The following is a 13015-nucleotide window of genomic DNA, read 5'->3' as shown; positions in this document are numbered from 1 at the left end:
ACGAGGAACCATTATGCTGATCGACCGGCGCCCCATCGGCCCCGACCACCCGCCCTACGTGATTGCCGAACTGTCGGCCAACCATAACGGCAACCTGGAGCAGGCCAAGGCCATCATGCGCCTGGCCAAAGAGAGCGGCGCCAGCGCCGTCAAGCTGCAGACCTACCGCCCCGACACCATCACGCTTAAGAGCGATCGCCCCGAGTTTCAGATCCACGGCGGCCTGTGGGATGGCCACAGCCTCTATGACCTCTATCAGTGGGCCCACACCCCCTGGGAGTGGCATGCCGAGCTGTTCACCCTCGGTCGCGAGCTCGACATCACCGTCTTTAGCAGCCCGTTCGATCACAGTGCGGTCGACCTGCTCGAATCGCTTGACTGCCCGGCCTACAAGATCGCCTCCTTCGAGCTGGTCGACCTCCCCCTCATCCGCTACGCCGCCCAGACCGGCAAACCGCTCATCATGTCGACCGGCATGGCCGACGAGGCCGAGATCGCCGCCGCGGTCGACACCGCCCTGACCCACGGCAGCGGCCAGCTCGCCCTGCTGCACTGCGTGAGCGGCTATCCGGCGCCGGCGGCCGAGTACAACCTGCGCACCCTCTCCCTGCTGCGCCAGCGCTTCGGGGTCGAGGTGGGACTCTCGGATCACACCCTCGGCAGCGCCACCGCCATTGCGGCTACGGCACTGGGTGCCACCCTCATCGAGAAGCACTTCACCAAGGCTCGGGCCGACGGGGGGCCGGATTGCGCCTTCTCCATGGAGCCGGCCGAGATGCAGGCGATGATAGCGGCCGTCAACACCGCCCACGCAGCCCTCGGCCAGGCCGGCTTCACCCTTACCGAGAGCGAACGGGATAACCGGGCGTTTCGCCGCTCTCTCTATCTGATCAAGCCGATCGGCGCCGGCGAGCGCCTCACTCCCGCCCATATTCAGTCGGTGCGCCCGGCCATGGGGCTCCCCCCGGCCGACTACGACCGCCTGATCGGCAAGCGGGTCACCGCCAGCCAACAGGCAGGTCAACCACTGGACTGGGCATGGATAGAACAAGATGAATGAAGAGCTGCTGCGCCATCATCTGGCATTGATTGAGACACGTTGGCCGGCGCTGGCGGCCACCCTGGCCGAGGCGCAACTCGGGGATCTGCAGGTGGAGCTGTGCGAGGGGCTCGGCAGCACCCTGCTGGTTAACGGCATCCAGCTCACCAGCCGCCACGATCGGGTTTCCGAGGCTGAGCTTCAGGCCGCCAGCCTGCCAGCGGCTCGCACCCTGCATCTCTATGGCACCGGCCTTGGCGATCTGCAGCGCACCCTGCTGACGCGTAGCGAGCTCGACAGGCTGCACGTGCATATCCTCAACCACAGTCTGTTCACCCTGGTGCTGGCCCTGCTCGAGCAGGACGATTGGCTGCAAGACCCCCGGGTCGAGCTGACGTTGGCCAGCGACGAGCAGGAGATTGCACTGCCCTTCTTCGCCCTGCCAAGTGAGCTGGTGCTGGCCGAGGATGAGGCGTTTCGTGTCCGTGGGCGTTTGATGAGCGAGATAGCCGCCGGTTTCGTGCGTCAGCGCTTTGACCCCAACGCCCCTGCTATTCGTCAGCGCCTCATCGAGAATGAGCCTCTGGTTGCACAAGACGGCGACGTCTCTAGCCTGTTTGCCAGCCGACCGGGCTCCATCGCCCTGATCCTGGCCAGCGGCCCGTCACTGGAAAAGCACTTGCCCAGGTTGGCGACCCAGATCCCGCTGCACCCGGAGTGGCTGGTTCTCTGCGTCGATACGGCGCTCAGGTCGCTACGCCAGCACGGCATTCAACCCCACGTGGTGGTCTGCATCGATGATGCGCTCACCCCGGACCGCCTGCCGGGCCAGGGGCTCGAAAAGACCCCCCTTGTCTATGCCCCCATGGTGCCCTCTGCCACCCTGCTCAGCTGGCCCGGGCCCAGATTGGCCTGCTACTCACCAAGCCCTATGTTTGCCGATCTGATGGCACGCCATCCCAAGGGCCTTCTGCATCAGGGAGGCAGTGTGTTACATCCGACCGTCGATCTGGCGGTACAAATGGGTAGCCAGGAACTCATCCTGTTTGGCTGTGATTTCGGCTTTCCTGGCGGGAAGACCCACGCGGGATGGCACGACGGTGCACTGGGCCCGAGCATAGACCAAACATTCAGCTGGGTGCTGGATGGGCATGGACAACGGATCCTCACCAATCCGAACTTTACGACTTACCAGATAGAGCTGGAACGCTATATGGCCGCGCATCCGCAGATACAGTTTTGGAATAGCAGCCGAGATGGCGCCGCGCTGCTCGGCTGCCCCTACCACCCGGAATTTGCATCATGACCACACGAGAGGAGTGCATCGCACTTGCCCACCGTTTTCGCTTGGGGCATAGCGTTGAAAGTTGTGTGGCCTTACCGCCCCTGCTGCAACGGGTGATGGCCGAGCTCCCCGCGTCGCGCCATCACAATGCCGCCACCATCATGAAACAGCTGCTCGATTGCCAGGAGCGTCACGACTGGCTAGGGCTGGCCGATTGGCTGGAAGGAGAGCTGGTGACCCTGCTCGCCCCCTAAACCGGGCGCAGCAGCCCGGCGTCGAGCAAGAGGTCCGCCAGCTGGCGGGCCTGCCAGAACGGGATGTGAATGGTCTCGGCAATCTCGAACAGGGTCAGCGCGCCGTCGCTGTAGGCCAGCAAGTTCATCATGTCCCGTACCTGCCAGCCCGACCAGCGGGTAGAGAGATCCGGATAGAGGCCGCGCTTGCCCATCTGCGGCTCGCACAACACCGTCACCTGGTAGCGGCCATCCTGCTCGATGCACTCGATGGCCCGGCGCACCGCCATGAAGCCGCCGGCAAGCCCGGCCGGCGTCACCAGGGAGAGATCGTCGAGGGAGGTGTGGTACTCGGTGAAGCAGCCGTACTTGGTACGCATCACAGAGGCGATCGGCAGATCGACCCCGGGAGCGCACAGTTGGCGCTCATTGGATCCTCTGTCGAGGAAGGTGAAACGGTGAAAACCCGGGTCTATGTGCTTGAGTGCGTGCAGCGCCGCCCGATCGGCCAGGGTGTCGCCACGACGTGACGGCAGGTAGGAATACCCCCGCTCGTCACCGAGGCAGGAGAGGTTAAAGCCCGCCAGGGTATGCGCCTTGAGGTGCTCAAGATGACGGGCGAGGTAGACGATGGCGCCCAGAGTCTCGGGCACCAGCATCAGGCGATAGCTGTAGCGCCGTCGTGGCAAGCTGGCCAGCCAGGCCATCAGGAAGACCCCGACCAGGGGACCGGAGAGCTCGTTGTTGGCCATGGAGGGGTGGCAGAGGTAACTCGACAGCAGGATCTCCTGGTCGCTCTCTCCGGGCAGGAGCAGGTCCCCGTAGGTGAGCGAGCCCGGCGCCAGGGTAGCGTCGATCACCACCCGGTATTGCCCGGGGGGGAGCTGCTGACGCACCCGGTGCGCCAGACAAAAGCCCCAGCGGCGCCGGTAGTAAGAGGTCACATAGGGGATCGCCTCCGGCAGCTCGGGTAGCGAGTACAGGTGCGGCTGCAACTCTTCCAGCGACAGGGTCATGTCGACTGGCTCCGAATACCCCATCAGGTGCAAGTTGTGATCGCGAAAATCGACCACCCTGCGCCCGTCCGGCCCCACGATATAGGCCTCGCGCACGTTCCATTCGTCCGGCACCTGCCAGTCGAAACACTCTGTGCCGGTCGGCACCTCATTGACCACCAGCTCTGGCAGGCAGTGGCGCAGCAGCGCCAGGCTCTCGCGCACCCCGTCACCGGTAAGGCTGCGGTTGATGGGAAAGAGGCGGGCGGCCAGATCGTGCATTGCCTTGCCGATCTGCGCCGGATCCTGCCAGTCGGCAGGCAGGAAATCAGGGGTATGGGTCATGGTGTGCGCTGTACTAGTTCGACGATGTGCCCAAGCGGGCTGAGAAAAAACTGGACCGGGGCACCGCCGAAGGCAACGGCCGGCTGACTCGGCCCCAGGGGCAGATGGCGCTGGCCACGCAGCTGCTCGGCGCTGCGCGCGATGTCTTCCACCTCGTAGGCCAGATGGTTGAGCAAGTTATGACGGGTGCGCAGCGCCTGGCTTACCGGGCTGTCTTCGGCGGCCGGGGCGATCAGCTCGTAACAGGTGCCCGCCGCATCATAGGCAAAGCGGATGTGAACCCGCTGCAGGGGATCATGCACCGGCTCGCTGAAACGCTCAATGCCGAGGCTCTCGCGGCAATACGTCACCCCGAGATCCAGCTCGGCCACCACCAGCCCGATGTGATGCAACTTCATGCGCCCTCCCGGATCAGTGCGTGGGGGTGAGTCGCCACCAGTCGGCCGGCCACGGCAGCAAAGTCGGCGCAGCGCACCGCCCAGACCGGCACCCGGCCGAGCAGCGTCTCGCGCCACAGTCCCTCGGCCCTGAGGGCCGCGACCAGGCGGGTAAGATCGATTTCGCTCGCCAGATCCAGCCTGCGGACGAAGTAGTCGCAGTGCCAGGGGCGTGTCGCACCCTCCTCGATCACTTCACCCTCGAAGCGCTTCATAAAGCGATAACCAACCCCAAGACACTGTTCGACGTAGTGGGTGAAGGTGATGCGATCCGGGTGACAGGCAAAGCCCGCTATCCAACCATCGTGACCGGCCAGCCAGGCAAATGGGCTGTCGGGCCCGAAGCAGTCGTGGCAAGGGGCTGCAGCCAGCGCATCGCGCCCGGCCCCCCACACCGCCACGCTGAAGATGGGATCGCGGGTGCGCGCCACTTCGGGCAGGGTGCGAAACAGCTCGGTCATCAGACCGACCTGACTCGGGGTGCTGGCGCAGTCGAAGCGCTCCTGGCGGGTGAAGCTGTAGCTGAACGCAGGCACCAGCAAGGTGCCTTGCGGTCCCAGCCACTCCTGCAGGGCGCCCCAGAAGGCACTCATGCCCGCCGTGTTACCCTGACCGGGAAACTGGGCGACCGCCATGGCATCCGAGTGGACCATCAGGGCGCAGCCACGCGCGATGCCCAGCGCCTTGAGCGCCTGCTCCAGCGCCTCAATCACAGGGTGACACCGCGGCGCAGCAGCGCATCGCGAATGTCCTCCAGCCGCTTCATGCTCGCCAGCTCGTCAGACTCGAAACGCACCGAGAAGGCCTGCTCGACCAGCAACAGGAAGTTGAAATGACCGAGCGAATCCCACTCGGGAAAGGCACCCGGGCCCAGCTGGTAGTCGCCACGCGGGACACTGGCGGTGGGAAACTGCTGTTCCAGCAGGGTGAAGAGATCAGTCATGGCGGTAAAACTCCACAAAAGGCAGATTCAGGGTATCCAGCGCGAGCACGTAACAGTGCTCGTGGGGAAAACGGGCCGGATCCGGATTGTCACACGGGGTGAGCGGCAGGCTCTCGAGCCAGGCCAGGGCCGGCGCGTTGCGCTCGGCCCGGCTCGCGCCGATGATCAGCTGGCGCACCCCTGAGGCGCGCAGCGCCTCGGCCACCTTGGCGAGCAGCCAGTACTCCAGGCCGCGGGACAACACCCGGCAGCTCAGGGCAAGGGTATCGAGAAAAGCAAGTTCCGGGCCGACTCGTGCAATCAGCACCAACCCCACCAGGCCATGATCGGCAAAGCGATCCTGAAGTGACACCAGCCACCCCCACCCGGTCGCCGCCAGGGTCTCGATATCGGCCACCTTGTGGCGCCGACAGGCAAGGTTGAACTGGTTGGTCTTTTGGGTGAGCTGCCCGGCCCGGGCCAGGTTGTCCGGCCCCAGCGGTTGCAGGGCGGCTCGCAGCGCCAGGGTGGCTAGGTAGTCCTGCTCGCTGTCCGCAGAGGTGCGCAGCCGCTCCCCGTCGGCCAGGGCCTGGTACGAGGCCTGACGCAGGGTGTCGTCACGGGTCAGAGTACGGGGAAAGCCCCCATAGGCGAGCAGGGCACCGGGCCAAGCCCAGATCTCCGCTGGGGGCTCGATCACCTCCACCTGTGGCAGGGCACTGCGCACCTCGGCACGCTCCAGGGGGGAGTCGTCCCACAGCACCAGCGCATCGAGCCCCAGGTTGAGGCCGTCAGCGATGGATCGCAACCCGTGGGATTTGGCCTCCCAGCCGATGGCCGCTGCGGCGATCTGTTCGCGCCGAAGCCTCATGGCGCCGTGCTGCTCAAACACCAGCCAGACATCCTCGGGGGCATTTTTCGAGCATAGGGCCAGCAGCACGCCGCGTCGCTGCCAGTAGACGGCCGCCTCCTGAAACGCCTGATAGAGTTTGCCCGCGCCGTCCTGGCCGAGCGCCAACCCTGCCAGACCGTCTTCACCGATCACGCCCCCCCACAGGGTGTTATCGCAATCGAGCACCAGCACCTTGCGGGCCGGCGCCTCGGCGCGCTGCCGACACGTCGCAATCCAGTTTGCCAGCGAGGCCAACCCGGCCATGGAGAGGGGGCAGGAAAGCAGGAAGCGGTTACGCTCGTCGGCGCAGTGGCGCCGCCCCTGCTCCGCGAGCCAGCGCCCAAGGCCGAGATTGCGGAGCCGGTAGCGCGCCAGGGCCAGGGTAAAGCGAGCCTCGAGCTGGGGCAGCCAGGGATGAACGGCGCCGGCGGCGCCCTCCTCCTGCAGGGTACAGGCCCCCACGTAGCAGGGCACGGAGCCGCTCAAGGGGGCCAGCAACTGCGCCAGCCAGTCGTCGATTTCCGGGATAAGGGCCGCTTCGTCCAGGAGGTGCCAGTGCAAACAGAGCGTGTCGGGCAGCAGTTGCTCCCAAAACCAGACGATCACATGACCGTCGCTCCCGGTGGGCGGTTGCCACTGCCCCTGCGGGCAGAACTGCAGGCTGGCCTGACTGGTCAAAGGTGCCCAAGCGGCGTTGCCGGGCATGAGAAAGGCAGTGGACGCCAGGGAGAGGGTGACCATAGGAGCACCTGGGTATGAAAGACTTTCTATATCATACTGTTACGTCACTGTGATGAACAGTGCCGGCCGACAAGCCAAGCACCATCATCCTGGGCGCGGTTAGGAGACAGCATTCTGTATTTAGCTCAGTCATTCACTAGCGCGTAAATAACTTTCTATCCCCGTATTATAATCATCGACAAATGTCTCTACTTTTAAGTAACGCTCTTTTGCCTTATCGAAGAAGGCGATGATTTCCGATATTGCCGATTTCATCGATGTAGAAAAAACCTCGTCATCCACGGGGTTATATATCATCAGTGAAATCAGGGAGAACATATAGTTGAGACTGCCGTTAAGGAAGTCATATATGTGGCTCTTGTTGGTATAAAAGATAGAGAAAATGTATTCAAACTGAAGTGCCATCAGTTTCTCGATAGCATCTCTGTCGACTTCGACACTTCGCCAACCTTCCAACATGTTATCAACGACTTCGACAAAGACATCCTTGTCTAAAATGACAATCACATCCTCATGACTGAGAGGAAGGACTTCGGCCTGCTCGGATATCATCCGCTGGATCTCTGCTCTATCCAGATGTTGCATCGGCGCTGTAAGGATATCAACGGGATAGGGTTGGGCGCCTTCAATCAATACACCATCACTCACATTGTTACAACGTACTTCTGGGTGGAGTTTTAATAATCCCTCGAGTGCCTTTGCGGAGCAGAGTAGATCCACACTCGAGCAAGCGACGCCACCGAAATTGGCAGGTACTCGTTTATTGAACACGCCATCCATCCACTGTACCGCAGGCATGCTAGACCCATCGTCGTTATAATAGGCGCTAAGCTTGGAGTGATGGTGATCACTGGCCCTACTACCACAGTCCACCCCCAATAGATAGATATTTTTGAATCCGGCGGCGATGGCCATGCAGAGACCAGCATTACCAACCATTGGATTAACAAAATCGAGTCGAGCAAAACGGCCAGCCAGATCCTTTTGATGCTCGATAAGGGTATACAGTGGCTCGTTCGCTTTAAAGCCTAATATCACGTTTTTAAAAAACTGGTGGCAATCAGGATGTATCACATCAACCGACATACATAAGACATCATCGAAGTAGTTTTTGTCATCGATTAGCTTTAAGAAATCGAAGACAATTTTCATTCTCTCTACGGCAACAAATATGTCTGGCTTTATACCCGCCCTGTGCAAGGCTGATATGGCGGTCCCGCAGGCAATGATGATAACACGGTCTCTCAGCTGCTTGACCTTATCAATGCAGTCATCCAAAGAGGGGCCATTACCAATGACAAATACAGGAATATGTTCTAAGTACGCTTTTAACAAAGGCGATGTCTGTGACTTGAGAAATTTAGTTTTTTTCTTGATATGTTGCAGACCATGGCCTACGGCATAAAGGTTGTCATCGAAGAAACCCCACCCATTGTAAAGAACATGTTCTTTTTCCACAATCGCCTTTTCAATTTCTTGAATAGCCGGAGATTGGTAATGTTTGAATATAATTCTATTGGAGAGAAGATAGGCACCTTTACGTGTCAGATGGAGTAATACATCCTCGATAAGCGTATGCTGATCGGAGCCTAACAGAATATTTATATTTAGTGACTCACGTGACAAGTAATCGAGCAGAGCAAACCAGTCAAAACAATAGAGCGATGCATAGAAAACATCAAGGTCGGGCTCAACAATGATCAGATTTTTTATGGTGGCACGCTCATACATATAACCAATCTGATAACCCAACCCGACTCCCAACATAATGGAGAGAGGGATTTTCTTTATCTCACCTGTATCTTCTTGAGAATGAGCCTTCATGTTCTCATAGAGCATATGAAGCGAATTCATGCACTCTACGTGAATATGTTTGATCGGATCCCAGGTATGGTGGAAAAGTAACTCTCGCACATTGTCCTTATGCAATAAGGCCTCAACCTGAGCCGCACACTCCTGGTAAGGGTCTTCTCCATAAAACGGATTTCTAGCCTCTCCCACTCTGATGTTGGGTATTCCATTATCCGTGCAGAAAAACTCTATTTTTTTATTTGGTTTATAATCTTTATAGAAATGAAAAATCTCAGGAATCATCTCTCTGAATGCCTGCATATTTCTCTCGAAACGAACAGGCAACACTTCGGCCATGGCATGCTCTTGCTCTTTTTGTCGCGCCAAACGAGCCATCAACTCACCCACGTCGTCTCTTTTATCTATCATTTTTATTCTCTTGACACTTTTTCGTATAACAGTGCAGCCTTAGACTTCACACCTATCTTGGCTAACTCACCAGCAATGTCTGACTTATATTTACCCAACACACCTACTGATGCACTATCCATTTCAAGGATACGGGATATAGCGTCACGATAGTGAGAAAGGTTGTCAGAGGCTATTATGATTGGGATAAGCCGATCGCGCTCTTCTTGCAGTGATATAGCTGTATCTATATCGCCATCGTTGATAGCGACATAGAGTTGTTCGGAGCAAGAGAGGAATGCATCAAAGATCGATGATTCATCTGTTTTCTTGGCGCATGGCATAGGCTTTCTCTCTCTCCTCAAGCGGGATAGCATCCCATGCCGATTTTATCACCAACATCATGTCGATGATCTCCTGAACCGGCTCCGGATCCATATCACGGCTAGCATCCAGAAGGCGTTGCTTCATAAACTCGTATGACTCATAGAGCTGCTTCGATATGTCATCATATTTGAAGTCTAACGAGTCCTGCAGTCCCATGATAATAGCCATACTCTTGGAGACCTTATCTGCCTTCTCTTCAAGGTCACGTCGCTCAATAGCCCCCTTGGTCAAGGCCAGTCGCTCTAGCAATCCTTGCATCAACAGTTGAATAATGCGATGAGGATCTGCCACTGATAGCTCGGCCTCAAGAGACTGGGATTTATATGCGTTGATGCTTCTCTTATTGTACATACAGACTCCAGATTACATCCGACTGAGAGCACTTGCCATTGAGCTCGCCGACTGGTTCATCTTGACCATCAAAGAATCAAGCTTGCCGTATTGTTGACGAAGGCTCTCTTCATACTTAACCATATTTGACTCAAAAGAAGCTCTTCTGGATGAAATATCCCTCAGCTCTGAGTTGTATACGTCATTACGCTTGTCGATAACGCCGCCACGTTGAGTATATTTGTCCAGCTCTTTTTTCATTTTACTGGCCAAGCCATTTTCCCCAGTAAAAATAGAGCCGAGCTGTTCAAAATTATTTTTCATGGCATCATCGAATTTCTTAGTATCTATTTCGAGACGCCCTTTTTTCCCAAGGTCGACACCCAACGTAAACAGGGTCATGTTTTTATCATCCGGGGCGCTGGTCCCCGTCAGGGTAGAAAATAAAAAATTCTCAATGGAGCTGATGGATGCATCACCAGCAAGAACACCACCATTATCTTGACGAACACCAGCAACGATAGATGAACGCTTGCCCATCGCATCCATCTTGTCCAACAAGGTGTTATAGGCCGTGACAAAATCCTGCAGGTTCTTTTTCACCCCTTCGACGTCCGTTGAAATGGCCACGTTCGTCGATTTTTTATCTGTCACTGCTGGATCACTGCTCACATTGTCAGACACCTTCAGGACTGTGATGGAGAGGTCCTGAATCGCATTATCAAAGGTGTTGGTATCACTGGTAAATTTGATATCAGAGTTTGCGAACTGGATTTCTGCACTGGACGCACTCTGTTTACTCACCATCTTACTGTTAGGTGCATCAGGCGCTGGTGTGGCGAAGACTTCCAGTTCTGAAGTACTGGCCTTAATGCTCAAGTCTTTGCCGTCCCCCCCAATCTTGGAGTCCAAGACCAGACGGCTCTCGCCATTCATATTGACAATGTTTGCAGTCACACCAAAGTTCTTACTGCTTTCATTGATCTTTTTGCGAACACTGTTCAGACTGTCACCGGCTGCGATATCTACATCAAAGCTTTTATCGCCCACCGCAAAGGTCAATTTGCCATCTGCCGTCGCAACCGTAGTTGAAATGTTGGCAAAGGTGCCGGGGGCACTCTCAAATTTAGAACCTTGGGACAGACGATTAACAACAATGTCATAGTTGCCATTTGAAGCCCCCTCCTTTCCCGTTACTTGTAATACAGGATTATCGGTGGGCTGAGTGACTTTGATTGCTCTCTTGCTGAAGGCATCGCCAGAGGTGAATTTCTCGAGCGCCTTATTAAAATCTGAAAGCGCAGACTTGAGCTGTCCCAAGCCACTCAGGGTCGTCTTGGCAGTGGTTTCACTCCGCACCATCTGCTGCTCAAACTTCGTTCGCTTGGCTTTGAGGGAAGCGGCAATGATCTCTTCCATCTGAATACCGGAACCTGCGCCGGCAGAGGTGATTCCTGCCATGATGTACTCCTGGTCATTAGGCTCTTTCGTCAAACAGCAGGCCTCTGGTGGCTGCTGCACTCTTATCGCCAGGTGACTCTTCGAGCGACCTAAGCTTCTTGGAGATGTTCACCATCTCTTCACTCGGGATTTGCCGGATCAGTTCCTGGGTTTCCGAGTCCATGACGCGAATAATAGTTCGCCCCAGATCCTCATCGATCTGATAGTTAACCGCCCAGCCCTTGCTTTTCAGCAACTCCTGCAATTCCTGTGCCTGTTTCTCCAGCTCGGCTTGGCTCGTCACCGTTTGGGGTGTTTTCACTACCACCAAGGAGCTTTCTGATGCAACAACATCCTGTTGTCTTTGATGCTCAGAATGGGCAGAAGCGGCCCGAGGGCCGCTTTTATCTACCGATATGCCAGAGAAAGGGGCCGTAGGCTCGAAATTTACGTTACTCGCCATACATACCTCCTCACACACCTAACACATTATCTGAGCAGGCTGAGTGCCGACTGGGGTCGCTGGTTAGCCTGGGCCAGCACGCTCGACGCTGCCTGTTGCAGAATGTTCTGCTTGGTCAGGGCCGCCGTCTCTGTCGCAAAGTCAGCATCGCGGACACGCGCACGGGCTGCACTCAAGTTCTCGTAGATGTTGGACTGGTTGCGGATAGTGGACTCAAGACGGTTCTGCTTGGCACCGAGCTCGGCACGCTTCTTGTCAACCTGGTTGATCATGAGCCCAATGTTGGCCAGCGCCAGTTGTGCCTTCGAACCAGTGCTACCAGAGATGTCCTTGATATTATCCCAGTCCAGCTTGGTACTGGTATCTAAGGTCGCCTTAAAGCTCCCATCGCTATTTTGCGTGAGCTTATAGGAGCTAGTATTGGCACCAGCGAGACCTTTGGCCGTGATAGCTGTGGTGATGTTAAAGCCGATGGTTTGGGCGGCATCGGCCCCCACCTGGAACAGCCCTTTGAAATTACCATCGAGCAGCTTCTGTCCGCCGAAAGTGGTGTCAGTAGAGATACGATCGATCTCTGAGGCCAGCTGCCCATATTCCTCATTCAACGCCGTGCGATCAGAGGTGTTATTGGTGCCGTTGGCGGACTGCTCGGCCAGCACCCGCATGCGCTGCAGCATGCTGGTTACTTCTTCCATCGCACCTTCGGCAGTTTGGGCCAACGAAATGGCGTCGTTGGCGTTTCGGTTACCCTGCTCGAGGCCGTTGACCTGCGAGGTCAAGCGGTTCGATATCTGCAAACCGGCCGCATCGTCTTTGGCACTGTTGATACGCAGACCCGAGGCAAGGCGGTTATAAGACGTATCCAGTGCCTTGTTGGTATTCATCAAGTTACGCTGAGAGTTCAGCGAGGACACGTTTGTATTGATAAAGAATGACATGATTGATCTCCCAATCGAAACAGACTGCAGGCCTCGCTAAGTCAGCCCAGTTGCAATCCGGGAGCAAGGGTTGAACAGTCCACTTGCTCTCGACCGGTAGGCTCGCTGAACAGGCTTACCTACCACGGCGCAAAATTTCAGGAGTCCCGAACACCCTATCTTTTGCTTACCCTAGTTAGCGGCAGCCTAAAGAGAAGCTTTAGGCAAATTTTAGCCACCAGCGGCAAAAACTGCCCTAACGACCCAAAAGAGACCAGGCAGAACCAAAGAACGACGGCCGACAGGGCCCACTGACAGCACAGTAGAGAGGGCAGTTCCGCGTTGCGTTTGTCATCACACTGACGGTGTGTATTTCTATCCGTCAAAAAA

General features: G+C 57.0%; 14 protein-coding genes. 3 read left to right on the top strand and 11 right to left on the bottom strand.

Annotated elements, in window-relative coordinates:
* Positions 1 to 13: 13 nt before the first annotated feature.
* From pseI to BN1121_RS07500, 3 genes are read left to right on the top strand one after another with little or no spacing between them, the layout of a single operon-like run.
* Positions 14 to 1060 carry a pseudaminic acid synthase gene (pseI, locus tag BN1121_RS07510; protein WP_005353154.1) on the top strand — a complete coding sequence of 349 codons (1047 nt, stop codon included), beginning with the start codon at positions 14 to 16 and terminating at the stop codon, positions 1058 to 1060.
* Positions 1053 to 2345, top strand: coding sequence for a motility associated factor glycosyltransferase family protein (locus BN1121_RS07505; protein ID WP_005353152.1), 1293 nt, complete (start codon positions 1053 to 1055; stop codon positions 2343 to 2345). Before pseI ends, BN1121_RS07505 begins: the two co-directional genes overlap by 8 nt.
* Positions 2342 to 2578 carry a hypothetical protein gene (locus BN1121_RS07500; protein WP_043157545.1) on the top strand — a complete coding sequence of 79 codons (237 nt, stop codon included), beginning with the start codon at positions 2342 to 2344 and terminating at the stop codon, positions 2576 to 2578. Before BN1121_RS07505 ends, BN1121_RS07500 begins: the two co-directional genes overlap by 4 nt.
* On the opposite strand, the gene BN1121_RS07495 is transcribed toward BN1121_RS07500, so the two are convergent.
* From BN1121_RS07495 to BN1121_RS07450, 11 genes are all read right to left on the bottom strand, one after another.
* The gene (locus BN1121_RS07495) at positions 2575 to 3897 is read right to left on the bottom strand and encodes a DUF4910 domain-containing protein (protein ID WP_005353148.1); all 1323 of its coding nucleotides are present in this window, start codon (positions 3895 to 3897) and stop codon (positions 2575 to 2577) included. The genes BN1121_RS07500 and BN1121_RS07495 overlap by 4 nt on opposite strands.
* The gene (locus tag BN1121_RS07490) at positions 3894 to 4295 is read right to left on the bottom strand and encodes a VOC family protein (protein WP_005353144.1); all 402 of its coding nucleotides are present in this window, start codon (positions 4293 to 4295) and stop codon (positions 3894 to 3896) included. The genes BN1121_RS07495 and BN1121_RS07490 overlap by 4 nt, the downstream gene beginning before the upstream one ends.
* Positions 4292 to 5047, bottom strand: coding sequence for an AAC(3) family N-acetyltransferase (locus tag BN1121_RS07485; protein WP_005353142.1), 756 nt, complete (start codon positions 5045 to 5047; stop codon positions 4292 to 4294). Before BN1121_RS07485 ends, BN1121_RS07490 begins: the two co-directional genes overlap by 4 nt.
* Positions 5044 to 5277 (bottom strand): acyl carrier protein, encoded by a 234-nt coding sequence (locus BN1121_RS07480; RefSeq protein ID WP_005353140.1) that lies wholly within the window; start codon positions 5275 to 5277, stop codon positions 5044 to 5046. The genes BN1121_RS07485 and BN1121_RS07480 overlap by 4 nt, the downstream gene beginning before the upstream one ends.
* Positions 5270 to 6889, bottom strand: coding sequence for an HAD-IIIC family phosphatase (locus BN1121_RS07475; RefSeq protein ID WP_005353137.1), 1620 nt, complete (start codon positions 6887 to 6889; stop codon positions 5270 to 5272). Before BN1121_RS07475 ends, BN1121_RS07480 begins: the two co-directional genes overlap by 8 nt.
* Positions 6890 to 7018: 129 nt before the next feature.
* Entirely contained in the window at positions 7019 to 9088 is a 2070-nt protein-coding gene (locus tag BN1121_RS07470; RefSeq protein WP_161624303.1) for a motility associated factor glycosyltransferase family protein, read from the bottom strand.
* Positions 9089 to 9111: 23 nt separating this feature from the next.
* A complete protein-coding gene (gene fliT / locus BN1121_RS19735; RefSeq protein WP_152424678.1) occupies positions 9112 to 9432 on the bottom strand; it encodes a flagellar protein FliT in 321 nt (106 codons plus the stop codon).
* Complete coding sequence (gene fliS, locus BN1121_RS07465) at positions 9407 to 9826, bottom strand: flagellar export chaperone FliS (RefSeq protein WP_005353132.1); 420 nt, start codon at positions 9824 to 9826, stop codon at positions 9407 to 9409. The genes fliT and fliS overlap by 26 nt, the downstream gene beginning before the upstream one ends.
* 12 nt (positions 9827 to 9838) lie before the next feature.
* Positions 9839 to 11266, bottom strand: a complete 1428-nt coding sequence (fliD, locus tag BN1121_RS07460) for a flagellar filament capping protein FliD (RefSeq protein WP_005353129.1) — start codon at positions 11264 to 11266, stop codon at positions 9839 to 9841.
* Between the two features lie 16 nt (positions 11267 to 11282).
* Positions 11283 to 11708: a flagellar protein FlaG gene (locus BN1121_RS19265; protein WP_005353126.1), complete on the bottom strand. Its 426-nt coding sequence runs from the start codon at positions 11706 to 11708 to the stop codon at positions 11283 to 11285.
* Between the two features lie 26 nt (positions 11709 to 11734).
* Positions 11735 to 12646 (bottom strand): flagellin N-terminal helical domain-containing protein, encoded by a 912-nt coding sequence (locus BN1121_RS07450; protein ID WP_005353123.1) that lies wholly within the window; start codon positions 12644 to 12646, stop codon positions 11735 to 11737.
* Positions 12647 to 13015 lie beyond the last annotated feature (369 nt).

Source organism: Aeromonas diversa CDC 2478-85 (assembly GCF_000819805.1).
Classification (GTDB): Bacteria; Pseudomonadota; Gammaproteobacteria; order Enterobacterales; family Aeromonadaceae; genus Aeromonas; species Aeromonas diversa.
Note: the sequence above shows the minus strand (reverse complement) of the source record. Positions and strands in the feature narration are given on the sequence as shown.